The sequence below is a fragment of the Streptomyces sp. NPDC058157 genome, from assembly GCF_042884105.1.
In the GTDB taxonomy this organism is placed as follows: Bacteria; Actinomycetota; Actinomycetes; order Streptomycetales; family Streptomycetaceae; genus Streptomyces.
Genome location: NZ_JBHVUQ010000168.1, coordinates 1 through 16438, shown reverse-complemented (window position 1 = coordinate 16438; position 16438 = coordinate 1). Strand labels below are relative to the sequence as shown.

At 73.8% G+C, this 16438-nt stretch carries 14 protein-coding genes; 7 read left to right on the top strand and 7 right to left on the bottom strand.

Annotated features, from left to right (window positions below; genetic code table 11):
* Positions 1 to 989, bottom strand: a 989-nt coding sequence (locus tag ACFVXK_RS30085; RefSeq protein ID WP_389617603.1) for a serine/threonine-protein kinase, incomplete at its 3' end; no start/stop codon positions are given.
* Positions 990 to 1119: 130 nt separating this feature from the next.
* On the opposite strand from ACFVXK_RS30085, the gene ACFVXK_RS30080 reads away from it, so the two are divergent.
* Complete coding sequence (locus ACFVXK_RS30080) at positions 1120 to 1701, top strand: TetR/AcrR family transcriptional regulator (protein ID WP_389617600.1); 582 nt, start codon at positions 1120 to 1122, stop codon at positions 1699 to 1701.
* Between the two features lie 110 nt (positions 1702 to 1811).
* On the top strand, positions 1812 to 2984 hold the full coding sequence (locus tag ACFVXK_RS30075; RefSeq protein ID WP_389617597.1) for an agmatine deiminase family protein: 1173 nt from the start codon (positions 1812 to 1814) through the stop codon (positions 2982 to 2984).
* Positions 2985 to 3054: 70 nt separating this feature from the next.
* Here the strand turns inward: ACFVXK_RS30075 and ACFVXK_RS30070 are convergent, their stop codons facing one another.
* Positions 3055 to 4773, bottom strand: a complete 1719-nt coding sequence (locus tag ACFVXK_RS30070; protein WP_389617594.1) for an acyl-CoA dehydrogenase family protein — start codon at positions 4771 to 4773, stop codon at positions 3055 to 3057.
* Between the two features lie 39 nt (positions 4774 to 4812).
* The gene (locus tag ACFVXK_RS30065) at positions 4813 to 5379 is read right to left on the bottom strand and encodes a PadR family transcriptional regulator (protein ID WP_389617591.1); all 567 of its coding nucleotides are present in this window, start codon (positions 5377 to 5379) and stop codon (positions 4813 to 4815) included.
* 135 nt (positions 5380 to 5514) lie between these two features.
* Between ACFVXK_RS30065 and ACFVXK_RS30060 the strand changes: the two genes are divergently transcribed.
* Positions 5515 to 6042: a GNAT family N-acetyltransferase gene (locus ACFVXK_RS30060; RefSeq protein ID WP_389617588.1), complete on the top strand. Its 528-nt coding sequence runs from the start codon at positions 5515 to 5517 to the stop codon at positions 6040 to 6042.
* A 100-nt stretch (positions 6043 to 6142) separates the two neighbouring features.
* On the opposite strand, the gene ACFVXK_RS30055 is transcribed toward ACFVXK_RS30060, so the two are convergent.
* Together ACFVXK_RS30055 and ACFVXK_RS30050 are read right to left on the bottom strand one after the other, a co-directional pair.
* Complete coding sequence (locus ACFVXK_RS30055; RefSeq protein ID WP_389617585.1) at positions 6143 to 6544, bottom strand: VOC family protein; 402 nt, start codon at positions 6542 to 6544, stop codon at positions 6143 to 6145.
* A 203-nt stretch (positions 6545 to 6747) separates the two neighbouring features.
* Complete coding sequence (locus ACFVXK_RS30050; RefSeq protein ID WP_389617582.1) at positions 6748 to 7848, bottom strand: serine hydrolase domain-containing protein; 1101 nt, start codon at positions 7846 to 7848, stop codon at positions 6748 to 6750.
* A gap of 294 nt (positions 7849 to 8142) precedes the next feature.
* Between ACFVXK_RS30050 and ACFVXK_RS30045 the strand changes: the two genes are divergently transcribed.
* From ACFVXK_RS30045 to ACFVXK_RS30030, 4 genes are all read left to right on the top strand, one after another.
* Positions 8143 to 8859, top strand: a complete 717-nt coding sequence (locus ACFVXK_RS30045) for a WHG domain-containing protein (RefSeq protein WP_389617579.1) — start codon at positions 8143 to 8145, stop codon at positions 8857 to 8859.
* A 45-nt stretch (positions 8860 to 8904) separates the two neighbouring features.
* Positions 8905 to 10065: an MAB_1171c family putative transporter gene (locus ACFVXK_RS30040; RefSeq protein ID WP_389617576.1), complete on the top strand. Its 1161-nt coding sequence runs from the start codon at positions 8905 to 8907 to the stop codon at positions 10063 to 10065.
* A gap of 302 nt (positions 10066 to 10367) precedes the next feature.
* The gene (locus ACFVXK_RS30035) at positions 10368 to 10850 is read left to right on the top strand and encodes a helix-turn-helix domain-containing protein (protein WP_389617573.1); all 483 of its coding nucleotides are present in this window, start codon (positions 10368 to 10370) and stop codon (positions 10848 to 10850) included.
* A complete protein-coding gene (locus tag ACFVXK_RS30030) occupies positions 10847 to 11422 on the top strand; it encodes a toxin (protein WP_389617570.1) in 576 nt (191 codons plus the stop codon). The genes ACFVXK_RS30035 and ACFVXK_RS30030 overlap by 4 nt, the downstream gene beginning before the upstream one ends.
* A 10-nt stretch (positions 11423 to 11432) precedes the next feature.
* Here the strand turns inward: ACFVXK_RS30030 and ACFVXK_RS30025 are convergent, their stop codons facing one another.
* On the bottom strand, positions 11433 to 14759 hold the full coding sequence (locus ACFVXK_RS30025; protein WP_389617567.1) for an aminotransferase class I/II-fold pyridoxal phosphate-dependent enzyme: 3327 nt from the start codon (positions 14757 to 14759) through the stop codon (positions 11433 to 11435).
* Between the two features lie 17 nt (positions 14760 to 14776).
* Positions 14777 to 15718: an NAD-dependent epimerase/dehydratase family protein gene (locus ACFVXK_RS30020; RefSeq protein WP_389617564.1), complete on the bottom strand. Its 942-nt coding sequence runs from the start codon at positions 15716 to 15718 to the stop codon at positions 14777 to 14779.
* Positions 15719 to 16438 lie beyond the last annotated feature (720 nt).

The window sequence follows — 16438 nt, the reverse complement described above, 5'->3', positions numbered from 1 at the left end:
GGGGCGGGCGCCGTGGCGGTGGCCGCCAGGGCCGTCGGCACGTGGGAGACGGGCCCGGACTCCCCCGGGGCGGCAGCCCGCCCGGGGCCGGCGACCTCCTCCCGGACGGGCCGGGGCAGCCAGCCGTCGGTGAACTCCGGCCGCCGGCCGACGGCGGGGTGCGCGTGGACGTACGCGATCAGCTCGGCCGTGGTCGGGCGGCCCTCGGGCCGCTTCGCCAGGCACCAGGCCACCAGCTCGCGCAGCTCGGCGGGGACCCGCGTCAGGTCGGGGTGCTCGTGGACCACGCGGTACAGGGCGGTGGACTCGGGCCCGGGCCCGAACGGCGGCGTGCCGCCCGCCACGTACGCGACGAGCGCGCCCAGGGCGAAGACGTCGGTGGCGGGGGTCACCCGGTGGCCGAGGGCCTGCTCGGGTGCCATGAAGGCGGCGGTGCCGATCCGCAGCCCGGTCCCGGTCAGGGCGGAGGAGTCCGCCGCGTGCGCGATGCCGAAGTCGATCACCCGGGGGCCGTCCCCGGCGATCAGCACGTTCGCGGGCTTGAGGTCCCGGTGGACGACCCCGGCCCCGTGGATCGCCTGGAGCGCCTCGGCGATGCCCGCGACCAGCAGCAGCGCCGTCCGCACGGGCAGCGGGCCGTGCCGGCGCACCACCTCGTGCAGGGAGGGGCCGGGCACGTACGCGGTGGCCAGCCACGGGGTGCGCTCGTCGACGCCGAAGTCGACCACCTGCGCCGTGAACAGGCCGTGGATCCGGCGGGCGCTGGCCACCTCGCGGGCGAACCGTTCGCGGAACTCGGGGTCCGCGGCGAACTCGGCGCGTACGGCCTTCAGCGCGATCGGGCGGCCGCCGGGCGTGTACGCGAGGTAGACCACCCCCATCCCGCCCGCGCCCAGCCGGGCGTGGAGGCGGTAGCCGCCGATCTCGCGGGGGTCGTCGGCGGTCAGTCCCGCGGGAACGGGCTGTACGCCGGGAAGCTGGTCGGACATGCGGTGCTCTTTCCACGATGCGGCAGATCAGGTGGCCGGTTTTCATCGTCTCCTTAACTAAAGTTTCAGTCAACGTGTGACAATACGTGCCTCACACCGCCCGACGGGTTCACCCGGGAAGGACCACACCGTGACGGACCGCAGACGGACCATCCTCGAGGGCGCCGCCCGCGTCATCGCACGCCGGGGCGTCCGCGGGCTGCGGGTGACGGAGCTGGCCGCCGAGGCGGGCGTGTCCACCGCCCTGGTCTACTACCACTTCAAGGACCGGCCGGGCATCCTGCGGCAGGCCCTGGCCTTCATCGGGGACCGGGCCGACCGGTACACCGAGCCCTCGGACGGCGCCGCCGGACAGCACCCTGCCGACCCCCGCGAGCTGCTGGAACGGACCCTGCTCCTGGAGTTCCAGGACCTGCCCGAGGTCCGCGAGAACAGCACGGCCTGGGGGGAGCTGCGGGCCCACACCGTCTTCGACCCGGAGCTGCGGGAGGAGCTCGCGGCGGCCGGCGCCGCCTGGGTGGCCGAGGTCGCCGAGCTGATCGCCGCCGTCCGCCCGGGCGCGGCCCCGGCCGAGGTCACGGGCGCCGCCGAGCGGCTGACCGCGCTGCTGGAGGGGCTGAGCGTGCGCTGGCTCAGCGGCCTGCTCCCCCTGGGGCACGCCCGCCACCTGATGCGCGAGGCGGTGCGCGTGGAGGTCGACCGGCTGACCTGAGGGGCCCCGGAGATCCATGGGCCGATCGGGTTCTCGCCATGCGTGGCGGTTTGACTGAATTTTCAGTCAGTGTCACAGTGACGGGACGAGTCCACGATCGGAGTTCCCCCGTGACGAACCCTCCCCCCACCCGCCGGTCCGTCCTCCGCACCCTCGCCGGTTTCGGCGCCCTCGCCCTCGGCGCCGCCGCCTGCGGCCCCGCCGACAGCGCCCCCGAGCGGCCCGGCACCCCGGCCGGCACCCCCGGGCAGGCCGCCGCGAACGGTGCGAAGCGCAGGCTCGGCGCCGAGTGGGAGAGCCACACCCGGACGTTCATGGCCTGGCCGGCCATCGCCGCCGGGGTGTGGGACAAGGACCTGCCCTACGTGCGCGAGGACATCGCGCGGATCGCCCGGGCCGTCGGCAAGTACGAGGCCGTGGTGATGATGGCCCGGCCCGACCAGGTGGACGCGGCCCAGCGGGCCTGCGGCAACCAGGTCGAGGTCATCCCGCTGGCCGTCGACGACCTGTGGGCCCGCGACACCGTCCCCGTGTTCGTCGAGGAGGCCGGGAAGGTCGTCGGCGTCGACTTCAACTTCAACGGCTGGGGCAACAAGCAGGAGCACGGCAACGACGCCAAGGTCGGCCGGACCCTGCTCCAGAAGTACGGGATCCCCCGGGTCCAGGCCCCCCTCGTCGCCGAGGGGGGCTCCTTCGAGACCGACGGCGAGGGCACCCTGCTCGTCACCGAGAGCTCGATCGTCAACGACAACCGCAACCGGGGGAAGTCCCGGGACACGATCGAGGCCGAGCTCAAGCGGACCCTCGGCGTGGAGAAGGTGATCTGGCTGGCCGGCGTGCGCGGCCAGGACATCACCGACGCCCACGTGGACAGCCTCGTCCGCTTCACCGCGCCCGGGGTGGTCCTGCTGGACCGGGCGCACCCGAACACCCCGCCGGACTCCTGGTCCCGCTCGGCCGACCAGGCGAAGTCCGTCCTGTCGAAGGCCACGGACGCCCGCGGGCGGCGCTTCCGGATCGTCGACCTGCCGCAGCCGGACCTGGACCGGATCACGGGCCGGGGCGACGACTTCGTCTCCACCTACGCCAACTTCTACGTGGCCAACGACGCCGTGTTCCTGCCCCGGTTCAACGACCGGCAGGCCGACGACCGCGCCCGCGGCATCCTCCAGGAGCACTTCCCCAAGCGGGACGTGGTCCAGGTGGAGATCGACACGATCGCCTCGGGCGGCGGCGGCATCCACTGCTCCACCCACGACCAGCCCGGCAAGCCGGCCGCCTGACCGCCCGCCTGACCGCCCGCCGGACGGGCCCGGGGCGCGGTCCCGGGCCCGTCCGGCGGACCGGACACCGTTACGGCGCCATCTCGTAGGCCCCGGAGAGGGCCTCGACGCGCTCCCAGACCCGGGCCGCGCGGGCCTCGTCGACGACCGGGCGGCGCACCGCTCCGAGCGCCCAGGCCTGCTGCGCCCCGGTCGCGGAGTCCTTGCCGTGCAGTTCGACGGCGTGCCCGGAGAAGTCGCGGACGAGGACGGAGAACAGCTCGTCGAGGACGTCGCGGTCCAGGTCCGTCAGGCGCGCCTGCTCCAGGATCAGCTGGCCGTGCACCACGAGGGCGAACAGCTGGCCGACGGAGAGCAGGAAGTCGAGGTCGCGGCTCTGCGCCTCGTCGGGGGCGATGGTGGCGACGAACTCGCACAGGGCGTCGGCCTGTTCGCGGAAGCGGGCGACGTTCGGCAGGTCGGCGTACGCGTCGTAGGCGGGCCGCCAGTCGTGGAAGCGGACGGAGCCCAGGCCGCGGGCCGGGCCCTGCCGGAAGAGGAAGTCGTCGTCGGCCGCGTCGAGGCGGGTCGGCACGGCCGGGTAGTCGACCGGCTCCAGCAGGTGGTTGCGCATGAACTTGAGGATCAGCGCGAGGTTGACGTGGACGGTGCCCTCGAGCTTGGGCAGGCCGCGGATCTCGACGGCGGCGTTGGCGAAGTAGGTGTCCTTCTCGAAGCCCTTGGCGGCGATGACGTCCCACATCAGGTCGATGACCTTCTCGCCCTCCGTGGTCACCTTCATCTTCGTCATCGGGTTGAAGAGGAGGTAGCGGCGGTCCTCGGGACCGGCGGAGCGGAAGTAGTCCACGGCGCGGTCGCTGAACAGCTTCATGCCGACCAGGCGCACGTAGGCGTCGGCCAGTTCGCGGCGCACGTGCGGGAAGGCGGTGACCGGGCGGCCGTAGAGGACCCGGTTCTGCGCGTGGGTGACGGCCTCGTACATCGCGTGCTCGCAGATGCCGATGGAGGCGGTGCAGAGGTTGAACTTGCCGACGTTGACGGTGTTCAGGGCGGCGTCGAAGGCGGCGCGGCCGGTGTGCAGCACGTCCTCGGCGGCGACGGGGTAGCGCTCCAGGCGGAACTCGCTGACGTACTTCGAGGAGTGGACCACGTTCTGGACGAGGCCGTACGCGGGGTGGCGGCTGTCGGCGGCGAAGAAGACGTAGCCGTCGGGGCCCTCGACGTCGGTGCGGCGGCCGAAGACGGAGACCAGGCCGGCGGCGTTGCCGTTGCCGATGTAGTACTTGGAGCCGGTCGCCAGGAAGCCGCCGTCGCCGTCGGGCTCCAGGAGCATGTCGGTGGAGTAGATGTCGGCGCCGTGGGTCCGCTCGGACAGGCCGAAGGCGAACACCTCGCCCTGCGTGAGCAGTTCGGCGGCGCGGGCGCGGGCGGCGGCGTTGTCGCTCTGCCAGACCGGGCCGAGGCCGAGGATGGTCACCTGCCAGGCGTACCAGTAGTCGAGGCCGTAGAAGCCGAGGATCTCGTTGAGGGCCGCGATGCGGGCGGTGTCCCAGCGCTGCCCCTCCCGGCCGGCGGCGGAGGCCGGGGTGAGGAAGGTGGCGAACAGGTCCTCCTTGGCGGCGAAGGCGAGGAAGTCCGCGAGCCAGGCGCGGGTGCGGTAGTCCTCCAGCAGCCGGCGCTTGCCGCGCTCCTCGAACCAGTCCACGGTCGCGCGCAGCAGGCGGCGGGTCTCGGGGTCGAAGTGCGCGGGGTCGTAGGTGCGCGGGTTGAACAGCAGGGAGTCGGCCATGAGGGGTCGCCTTCCGGGGAGTAGTGACGGGTCGTGCGGTCAGGCGGGCGGGGTCGCCGCCCCGATGCGGTGGAGGGTGGCGAGGACGTCGTCCAGCCAGGCGACGGTCATCCGCTCGTACGCGATGCCGCCGCGCAGCACGGCGTGCTGGAGCTCCTGCCCGGCGTCGAGCGGGGCGGGGGCGCCGGGGCCGGTGAAGTCGCGCCGCTCGCCCGCCAGGTAGTGCGCGAGGCGGTCGCTGTGGGCGCGGTGGTGGCGTTCGACCTCGCGGATCAGGGCGGCGGGCTCGTCGAAGGCGGCGCCGCGGATCTTGACCGCGAGCTCGTGGCGCATGCTCTCGGGTTCGATCGGCTCGTGCAGCCACCGGGCGAGGGCGGCACGGCCGGGCGCGGCGACGGAGTACTCCTTCTTGTCCGGCCGCCCCTGCTGGGGCACCTCGCGGACGGTGAGCAGGCCGTCGGCGGCCATGCGGCCGAGGACGCGGTAGATCTGCTGGTGCGTGGCGGTCCAGAAGTAGCCGATGGACCGGTCGAACCGCCGGGCCAGTTCGTATCCGGAGCCGGGCATCTCCAGGAGGGAGACGAGGATCGCGTGGTCGAGCGCCATGCCCCCGATCTTTCTATGCAACTCGTTGCATAGACAAGTGCCGCCGCCCGGGTGAGACACGGCTCACCCGCTGCCCGCCCGGGGCGCCGTCACACCGTTTGCCGCCCTGGTGGCGGCTGGATAGCGTCGCCGTCCATGACCCCCACCCTGCGTACCGAGCGCCTGCTGCTGAGCCCCTACGTCCCCGCGGACGAGGAGGACTTCGTGGCCCTGTTCCAGGACGAGAGGGTGTCCCGGTGGATGGGTGACGGGCCCGTTCCCGAGGAGGAGGACCGGGCCCTGTTCGGCCGGATCTTCACCAAGGTGTACGCCGGGGACCTGTTCGACGTCTGGGCCGTCCGCCGCGACGGCGAGCTGGTCGGGCACGCCGAGATCAAGCGGACGGACGCGGTCGACGGCCACGAGATCGTCTACGCGCTGGCCCCCGCGGCCTGGGGCGCGGGCCTGGGGACCGAGCTGGCGCGCGCCCTGACGGCGTACGGCTTCGAGACCCTCGGCCTGCCCGAGGTGCACGCCACGGTGGCCGCGGCGAACGGCGCCTCGCTGGCCCTGCTGGAGCGGATCGGCTTCGAGCACGTCCGGGACGTCACGGAGGACGACGGCAGCACCACCCGCGTGCTGACCCGGCGCGGCGTCGCCGGAAGGGTTCACTCCGCCCGCTGACCGCTCCAGGCGGTGCCGCCGAGTCCGCCCGGGCCGAGCACGACCGCGCGGCCGATCGCGTCACCGGTTCCCCGCCGTCCGGCGACGTCCGGCGCTCGGATCACGCCGACGCGATCGGCGTGAGGAAGATCCAGACGTGGCCGAACGGATCGCGCAGCATCGACTGCCGCGCGCCGTAGGGCATGTCGGCCGGCGCCGTCAGGAGCTCGGCGCCGCTGCCCACCGCCGTCGCGGTCAGGCCGTCCACGTCCGGCACGTACACGTGCAGCGCGACGGAGGCCCCGCCCTGGTTCGGGGTCGAGAACGGGACGTCGGCGTCGCCGAGCATGAGGGTGGAGCCGTGGATGCCGATCTCGGCGTGCACGATCCGCCCGGCTTCGCCTTCGAGCCGGACGAGCTCGACGGCTCCGAACGCCCGCACGTAGAACGCGATCGCCTCGGCGGCGCCGTCGAGCATGATGTGGGGGACGACGGCCTGCCGGTGGTGCTGGGGTATGTCCATGTGGATCACCGTAGGGCGGCCCCGGCCACCGCAGATCGGGCCGCGGCCGCATCGGCCGTAGGACCTTGGGCCTAGGCCGTCGCCCCGTATCGAGTCGTTGCCGCCGGACCGGGCGCCTTTGCATAGCGCACCGGCACGCCGTGGGCCGCGTCGACCGGCTCGGGCGGCGCGGCCCGGGGGCGGGCACCCCTCCACCCGTCCGCTCAGCGGCGCTTGGTGCACAGGGCCGCGTCCACCGCGCCCTGGAGGTGGCGCAGGCTGTCGCCCTCGGCCGCCCAGGTCGTGGTGTAGACCGTCACCGTCCCGCGGCCCCCCGTGGCTCGGCCCCCGCCGACCGAGTCGCCGGGCAGGTCCCCGCCGTGGCCCCAGTAGACGCCGCCGCAGCTGAGCGGGATCGAGGCGATGCCGTAGCCGTAGCGGCTGCCCGCCGGGTAGACGTCGCGCCCGCCGATCGCGGTGGTGTCCTGGGTCATCCGGCGCAGCGCCCAGTCGGGCAGGAGGCGGCCGCCGAAGAGGCCGTCCCAGAAGGCGTTGAGGTCCCGGGGGGTGGAGACGAGGCCCCCGGACGCGCCGAACTCGTAGCCGGGGAGGTCGGTCACGTCCACCCGGCCGGCCTCCGGGGCCGCCGGGTTGACGCCGTAGTTGCGGGCGTGCGGTCCGCGCAGCGACAGCTCGCCGGGGGCGGGCCAGTAGGTGTCGTCCAGGTGCAGCGGGCGCAGGATGGTCCGCTCGACGTACGTCCGGAAGCCGACTCCCGACGCCTTGTCGATCACCATGCCGAGTGCCAGGTAGTTGGTGTTGGAGTAGCCCCAGTCGGTACCGGCCTCGAAGACCGGCTTCTCCTTGAGCGCGAGGGCCAGGTACTCCTCGGGCGTGCCGGGCCGGGTCCAGTCGACCAGCGCGGTGTACTCCGGCAGCCCGCTGGTCTGCTTGAGCAGCTGCCTGATGGTGACAGGGCGTCCGGCGAGCTGCGGCACCCAGCGGCCGGCGCGGTCGTCGAGCCCGATCCGGCCGTCCGCCACCAGGCGCATCACGGCCGTCGCGGTGAACGCCTTGGTGTCGCTGGCCAGCCGGAACCGCCCCCGCGCGTCGACCATGGGCCGGCCCGACTCCCGGTCCGCGACCCCGGCGGTCCGCGTCGTCCTGCCGTCGTACGCCAGGGCGCCCGGGACCCCGTCGGCGCCGACGAGCAGGTCCAGCTGCCGCTGCACCGGGTCGGCCGGCCTGGCCGCCGCCGCGGGCACGGCCGCCCCGACGATCGCCGAGGCGAGTAGGACTGCGATGGCGACGCGCTTGCGGTACATGACCATTCCCCCTGGTGCCAGGCCCGCACGGGCCGGTCGGCTGCTTGACACCGACCCTGCCAGGGCACCGGGACGAGATCACTGCACCCGGCCCCCGAACGGGAGGGCGGCCACCCCCCTTGACACGCTGCGGCTCCTCGGGTCCACCGGGCCACCGGCGGCGCCCCGGGCCTCCCCTTCCGGAGCAGGCCGGGGCACAAGCCCCGAACCGCCGTGGCCGGATCCCGGTGGTCCGCCGGGAGCGCTCGCGGTGCTGGGGCCACGGCTGTTCGGGGCGGCGGGTACGGTTCCGGCATGGACGTTTCAGCAATCAGTTCGAACGACGCCGACCCGACGCCGGCGGAGACGATCAAGGAGACCGCCCGCCGGCAGCTGGTGGAACTGGGAGCCGCGGGGCTGTCCCTGGAGGGCGTCGCCCGTGCGTCCGGGCTCGGGCTCGCCGACGTCGAGGCCGTCTTCGCGCACCGGGACGACCTGTTGACCGCGCTCATCGTCGACGCCTACGACGCCTCCGGCGCCGCGATGGAGGCGGCCGACACGGCCGGCGCCCCCGCGGGGGCGCGGCTGCTCGCCGTCACGCGTGCGCTGCGGCGGTGGTCCTTCGCCCACCCCGGGGAGTTCACGCTGATCTACGGTTCTCCCGTGCCGGGCTACCACGCCCCGCAGGAGACCGTCCCGGCCGCCGCGCGGACCCCCGCCGTGCTCGCCGGCATCGTCCGGGCCGCGCTGGAGGGCGGTGAACTGACCCCGCCGCGGCGCGCGGTGCCCGGTCCCCCGCTGCTGCTGCCGGCCGCCGTCGAAGCCTTCGGCGGCGTGCCCGAGGCTCCGTTCTCGGACATCGTCGAGCGCGGCATCGTGCTGTGGAGCAGCCTCGTCGGGCTCCTGGTGTTCCAGGTCTTCAGCCGCACCCACGACAGCGTCAAGGACGAGGCCGCGTACTTCGACTACGCCATCGCCGTGGCGGCCGAGAGCATCGGGCTCGAGGTCCCGCCCGGCGAACCCACCGACTGACCCCCACACTGCCGCCCCTCGCGGCACCCTGCAGGAAACCAGGCCTTGAACACCATCAGAACCCTCTGCTTCGTCATCGCGGCGCTCTCCTCGTACGCCGCGCTCATCTACCGGCTGTGCCAGGCGCGGCGCAGCCGGCACGACAGCGCCTACTGGACGCTGATCGCCACGCTGGTCCTCCAGTGCCTCACCTTCACCTTCGGCGCCATCGCCATGGGCGGCCCGCGCCTCCTGGGCGTCGGCAACCTCGCCATCCTCCTCATGCACCTGTCGGCGGTGGCCTACTGCGTCGCCGCGGAGATCATCCTGCTGCGGTGGGCCGCCCCCGAGGAGGAGGCGCGGCGCAAGACGCGGTGGTGGGTGATCACCGGGAGCGCGCTGAACGTGGCCCTGGTGGCGCTGTTCCTCCTCGCCGACGGGACCTCCCGGCCGTCCTCGGACTTCGACACGGGCAGCGGGCAGCCGCTGGTCCTCGTCTACCTCCTGGCCTTCATGGCCTCCCAGGCGCTGCCGTGCGTGACCATCTTCCGCCAGTGCGGTGCGTACGCGCGGATGACGGAGAACGAGTCGCTGCGGCAGGCGCTGCGGGTGCTGCGGGTCTCCGCCGTGGTGCTGTTCCTGTACTGCGCGTGCCGGACGGTCAACATCCTGACGGCCGCCGCCGGGGTGGACATCGGCGTCTGGAAGCTGGCCTCGAACATCTTCAGCGCGGCGGGCATCGTCATCCTGTCGCTGGGCCTGACCAACTCCTCGTGGGGTCCGGCGGCGTCGAGGCTGCTGGCGTGGGGGCGGAGCTACCGCTCGTACCGGGCGCTGTACCCGCTCTGGCGGGACCTGTACGAGTCCTCCCCGGACATCGCCCTGGAGCCTCCGGGCGCCTCCGTCGCGGACCTGGACTACCGGCTGCACCGCCGGGTCGTCGAGATACGCGACGGGTGGCGGGACCTGCGTCCGTACATCGACCGGACGACCGTGGGCGGTTCGGCCGGGGACGCGGGCCGGGAGGAGAACGCGGAGTCCCTGCAGGCCTTCACGGAGGCGGCGCGGATCAAGCGGGCCCTGCAGGCCAAACAGGCCGGGACCATGCCGCACGACAACAAGGACGCCGGCGACTTCGACGACCGGGACACGGACAACTTCACGGCCGAAGTCGCCTGGCTCACCAAAGTAGCGGCCGCCTACAGTAAACTGGGCACCGCGAGTTGAAGCTCCCGCCCGGTTCGTATCCCCCGTCGAACCGGGCGGGCCTCCCCCGTTCCCCCGGCCTCCTGTGCCGGCTGGGCGGGTGGCCATCGCCCGGACTGGCCCGGCCCATCCCCCGAGGGCCGGGCCAGTCCGTTTTCACCGCCCGCCAACTCGTCGTACTTCCCCCGTGACGAGTTAGCTGGCAGCTATCGGCGAGACCCAACGTTGGCGGAGTCCAGGCCAATTGTCAACTGACCGCTATTCTGTGAAACTGGCGTATAGCCAAGGGCTATACCGAGGAGGTGACGGGAGGAAGAATCACCATGACCGAGTCCGACGACCGGCCCCTGCTCGCCAGGCGCCTTGACGACCTGTTCAAGACGGTCCGTCCCAAGGGCAAGCACTGGACCAACGCCGAAGTGGCCGAGGAGCTGAAGCGGGTCAACCCCGAGCTCAAGGCCGGGGGTGTCTACCTGTCGCAGCTCAGGACCGGCAAGCGCTCCAACCCCTCACCCGACCTCCTGGCCGCCCTGGCCAAGTTCTTCGGCGTCTCGGTCGCCTACTTCTTCGACGACAAGGTCGCCGAGTCCGTGCTCAGCCAGGTCGCCGCCATCGAGGCGCTGCGGCAGTCCGGCGTCCGTGCCGTGGCCATGCGCGCGGCCGGGATGAAGAAGGAGAACCTCGCGGCCATCACGGCCATCATGGACCAGTACCGGCAGATGCAGGGCCTCCCGCCGGTCACCGACGCACCCGCCGCGGACCCCTCCGCCGCCGGAGACGGCCCCGGCCCCTCCGAGCCCGTATGAGGGGCGCCTGGAAGGAGCGGGCCGCCGACCACGACCGGCGCAGCCGGCTCAAGAAGCTCCGCAAGGCCGGCGCCCGGCGGCTCGCCGAACTCGACCTCCCCGAGGTGACGGACGTCGCCGAGCTCTGCCGTCACCTGGGCGAGGCGCGCGAGCGGCCGATCGTCCTGGTCCCGATGCAGATGCCCTCCTCGCACCCGTGCGGCATGTGGGTCGCCGCCCGCGACGAGGACCTGATCTTCTACGACGCCAACACCACCAGCGCGCATCAGGAGCACATCATCTTGCACGAGCTGGGCCACATCATCTGCTGCCACCGCGGGGCCGGCGGACTCGACGAGGCGGCCGCCCGCCTCCTCTTCCCCGACCTGGACCCCGACCTCGTGCGCGACATGCTCCTGCGCGCGACCTACGACGACGTCCAGGAACAGGAGGCAGAGATCATCGCCTACCTGCTCGCCCAGCGGATGGAGGGCGCCGAGCAGCACGCGGCGCACCCCGGCGCGGAGGCGGACGCAGACGGCGACCCGGGGACGAGCGCCATGCTCAGCCGGATCGAGCGGACCCTGTTCTGACGTGGACCGCCTACCTCCCCGCCACGGAAGCCACCTCCTCGGCCAGCGCCGCCACTGCCCGGCGGACGTCCTCCTCGCGGTGCTCACTGGTGACGAAGAACCGCAGCCGCGAGAGCCCCTCCTCGACGGCGGGGTGGAAGATCGGGTCGGCGGTCACCCCGCGCGCGTAGAGGCCCTCCGCGACGCGCAGGGTGCGGGCGGAGTCCCCGAGGATGCACGGCACGATCGGGGTGTGGGCGCTGGAGCCGGTCGCCAGGCCCGCGCCGGCGGCGAGGCGCAGGAACAGCTCGGAGTTGCGCCGGAGCCCGGCCACGCGCTGCGGCTCCGCCACGATCAGCTCGGTGGCGGCCAGCGCGGCCGCCGCGTTGGGCGGGGTCAGGCCCACGCTGTAGACGAAACCGGGCAGGGTGTGGCGCAGCCAGCGGACCATCCGGGCCGAGCCGCCGAGGTAGCCGCCGCAGCTGGCGAAGGCCTTGGAGAGGGTGCCCATCCACAGGTCCACGTCGCGGCGGTCGACCCCGAAGAACTCGCCGACGCCCCGGCCCCGTTCGCCGACGGTGCCGATGCTGTGCGCCTCGTCCACCATCAGCAGTGCGCCGTAACGTTTCTTCAGCTCGATCAGGGCGGGCAGGTCGACGAGGTCGCCGTCCATGCTGTAGGCGCCCTCGACGACGATCAGCACCCGGCGGAACCGGGACCGGTTGAGCCGCAGCAGGTGCTCCAGCCGCTCGGGGTCGTTGTGCGCGAAGGGGCGCCGGGCCGCACCCGAGAGGGCGCAGCCCTGGAGGATGCTGTCGTGCGCGAGGGCGTCGTGCAGGACGAGGTCCCCGGGGCCGACCAGGTGCCCGATCGCGGTGACGTTGGTGGCGTGGCCGCTGACCAGCGTCAGGCAGTCCCCGACCCCGAGGAACTCGGTCAGGGCCTGTTCGAGGCGGACGGTGAGGTCCCGCTCGCCGGACAGGACGCGGCTCGCGGACACCGAGGTGCCGTAGCGGTCGACGGCGCGGTGCACCGCCTCGTTGACGGCGGGATGCCCGGACAGGCCGAGGTAGTTGTAGCTGCCGAAGGAGAGGTACGGGCGGCCGCCGATCACCGTGGTGTCGCGGATGGTGCCCTCGTGGACCCGGAAGTACGGGTACGCCCCGGTCCCGGTGAGGGAGTCCAGACGCTTTTCGAACGTGCCCACCTCCGGGAACGCGTCGACGTCCGCCGTCTCGGCGCTCCACCGCACGGCGGGCGGCGGGTCCGGCTGAGGGGCGGGGCGCCCGGGCCCGCCGCGGTCCGGGTCCACCAGGGCGATCAGCCGGCCGACGGTGAGGTCCGGGGAGAACATCTCCTCGGTGCGGAATCCCGGCACCCGGTTCGCGATGCGCGTGTCCAGCTCGTGCAGCATCAGGGAGTCGAAGCCGAGGTCGGCGACCAGCGTCTGGCCCTCGTGCAGGTCGGACAGCGGGTAGACGCCGGTCCGCGACACCTCTTCGAGGACGACGGCCGCGGCGCCCGACCCGTCGGGGCGCGCCCCTCGCGGCTCCGCCGGCGCCACGGGCGCGGGAGCCGGCTCCGGGTCGGCCGTCCCGCGAGCCGTCTCGTCCACGATCCAGTGCCGGCGCGGAGCGAGCGGGCTGGGCGGCAGGGTGCACGGGGGTACGCGCTCCCCCGCCGGTACGGCCGCCCCGCCGGACGGATCCGGTGCACGGCCCGCCTCCAGCGCCTCGGCCGCGCCGGTCAGCCGGGCCACCGCCTCGTCGATGCCGTGCGCCGTCACGGTGAAGGCTTCCCCGAGGGGGGCCCGGCGGGCCAGGGTGGCGGCCACGGCGGCCAGGGCGGGCCGGTCCTCGGCGACGGTACGGGCCAGGTCGCGGGCGTACCGGGCGAGCCCGGCCCGGTCACGGGCGCTGAGGGACAGTGCGTACGGGCCCCCGGCCCCGGCCCCGGGGGGCGCGGGGCGGGGCGGTGGCGGTGCGTGTTCCTCCAGCACCAGGTGCACGCCCGTTCCGCCGAAGCCGAACGCGCTGACGCCCGCCCGGCGCGGGCCGCCGTCCTGCGGCCAGGCGACGGGCTCCGTCGGCACGGTCAGCCGCGCCGCCCGGAGCTCGGGCGGCTCCGCGAGGGCGAACTCCGGCTGCGGGGGGACCACGCCGCGCTGCACGGCCAGGACCGCCTTGATGAGCCCGGCCAGTCCCGCCGAGTTGAGGGAGTGGCCGACCACCGCCTTGACCGCGCCCAGGTAGGCGGGGGCCGCGTCCGGCCCGCGCAGCTCGCGCAGGACGGCGAGCTCGACGGGGTCGCCGACGGTGGTCCCGGTGCCGTGCGCCTCCAGATAGCCGACCTCACCGGGGGTCAGTCCGGCGTCGCGGTAGGCGCGGCGCAGGGCGCGCAGCTGTCCGGCGGCCTGCGGGTGCATGCCGCCCTGGACGGTGCCGTCGTTGGCGGTGCCCACGCCCCGGATCACGGCGTACACCCGGTCGCCGGCCGCCAGCGCGTCGGACAGCGGCCGCAGCACGAGCATCCCGGCGCCCTCGCCCAGGACGAAGCCGTCGGCGTCCGCGCCGAACGGCAGGCAGCGGCCGGTGCGCGAGATGGCGCCGATCCGGCACAGCCCCACGAGCAGGTCGGGGGTGACGACCAGCTGGGCGCCGCCCGCGAGGGCGATGCGGGTGCGGCCGGAGCGCAGGGCGTGGACGGCGTTGGCCACGGCCATGAGCCCACCGGAGCAGGCGGAGTCCAGCGCGTAGCTCTCGCCGTGCAGGTCGAGGACCGAACTGATCGTGTTCGGACCCATGTTGAGCAGGATCCCGGCCACGGAGGTGCCCTGCATCCCGTCGACGGCGCGGACCGTCTCCCGCCAGCCGGGATCGCCCGGGCGTGCCCCGAACTCCCCGCCGGCCAGCTGGCGCATCCGGATCCGGAGGGTGGTCAGGCCCCGGTAGCCGCTCTCCGTGAGGGCCGTGATCACCGAGGTCTCCTCGCGGTCGAAGCCGTCCACCTCCCATCCGGCGTCCTGGACCGCCTCGCGGGCGAGGTCGATCAGGAGCCGGTGCTGGGGGTCCATCGCCTTGGCCCGGCGGGGCGGGATGCCGTAGTGGGCCGCGTCGAAGCGGTCCACGTCGGGCAGCAGCGCCATGGTGTCCGTATAGGCGGCCGAGGTGTCACGGAAGTCCTCGCTGAGGAAGCCGTCCACGCGCCACCGCGCGTCGGGGATCCGGCCGAACTGGGCCCGGGGGTCCGTCAGGAGCCGCCAGTACTCGTTCAGGTTCCGTGCCCCCGGGAACCGGCACGCCATCCCGACGACGGCTATGTCCTCCCGCTCCGCGCTGCGGTCCACTGCGGAATCCATCCCTCTCAGCACGCTCGTCACCCGGTGGTGGCCAGGCGTTCGCGCCACCAGTCCACCGTCGCCTTGACCTGCTGGTCCAGCGGGGTGGCCCGGGCCGCGAACGCGGTCTCGTAGGCCGTGGAGTCGACCGTGAACGGCCGGTCGAACTGGTAGCGGATCTCCTTGAGCTCGCGCAGCAGCGGGTTGAACAGCCCGCCCAGGGCCAGCGCCAGGGGCGGGACGCCGCGTACCGCGACCGGTCCGGTGCCCGCCTCGGCGGCGAGCAGGCCGACCATCTCCCTTACGGACAGGGCGGGTTCGTTCGGGACGTGCCAGGCCCGGCCCCAGGCCCGCTCGTCGCCCGCGGCCTGCGCCAGGGCGCGGGCCACGTCGGGGAGGTAGGTCCAGCTGTGCGGGGCGTCCGGGTCGCCGAGGGTGGAGACGGGCTTGCCGCGCAGCAGCGCCGGCACGACCCGTGCGGCGAGGTGCCCGCCGTCGGTGACGCCGGGTCCGAAGAAGTCGGAGGCGCGGACCTCGACGGCCCTGATCCGGCCCTGCTGGTGCAGGTCCCGCGCGCGCTCCCAGGCGGCGGCGCGCACCCGTCCCTTGGTGCCGGTCGCCGCGAGGGGCAGGTCCTCGGTCAGGGGGCCGTCCACGGGCCCGTACCCGTAGAGGTTGCCGAGCATGACCAGGACCGCCCCGGTCTCCTCGGCGGCCGTGCAGAGCGAGGAGGCGAGCGCCGGCCACTCCCCCGCCCAGCGGTGGTAGGGCGGCGCGGCGCAGCCGTAGATCGCGGCGGCGCCCCGTACCGCCTCGGTGAGCCGCACGCTGTCCTTCGCGTCCAGCGCGACGTGCTCGATCCCGGGCTCGGGGCTGCGGCCCGACGTGGTGACGACCTTCACCGTGTGGCCCTGCTCGGCGAGCAGCCGGGCGGTGGCGGCGCCGGCGGGTCCGAAACCTATGACGACATGAGAGTTCACGGACGCACACTAGCGCGAGCCGTCGGGCGGCCCGCTCCGGCACCCTCGGGCACCTCGGCCGAAACCCCCACCCTTACCGGAAGTACGCGCAGCGGTCATCCCGCAACGTTCCGGATCCCCCGGCCACGGGGCCTTTGCCGGCTTCCCGATCGCCAGTCCGCACGCATCGCCGGTCCCGCGCGTCCCGCCGCCTGCCCGCCCCCGCAACCCGCCCCCGCGACCAGCAGGCCCCCGCCAACCGCGCACCGTCCCCCCGGCGGCAGCCACGCGATTGGCCGGAACCCTGCGACCGCCGTACCGGACGCACACCGGCGGCGGGCCGGGGGTTCGTCATCTGGTGCGGGTATCAGCCCCAGGCGGCTGGTAGACGCCGAGGAAGGAGAAGCGCGTAGCGATGTGGCGCGCCCACCGGCCCCGGATGACGCATCCGTCGTCCTTCGACTACCGCAGCGACCCCAGACGGGCGGTGGACGCCGAGACGGGAGCAGCGCGTAGCGATCTGGGGCGTGGGAGCGGCCCGATCAGTGCCGACGTCGGCCCGGATGGGACGTCTGCCGGCCCCGACGACCCCGCCTGGTCCCTGACACGGCCGCATCTCCTCTCCGCATCCGTCCCGTTCCTTTGGGGGTTTCCCGGCAGTCTTCGTTTTTCCGTGGCGGGACGGTCTGTCAAGGGTGGCCGAAGGCCATCGCGAAGCGACGCGACGAAGGAGCGCCCTTG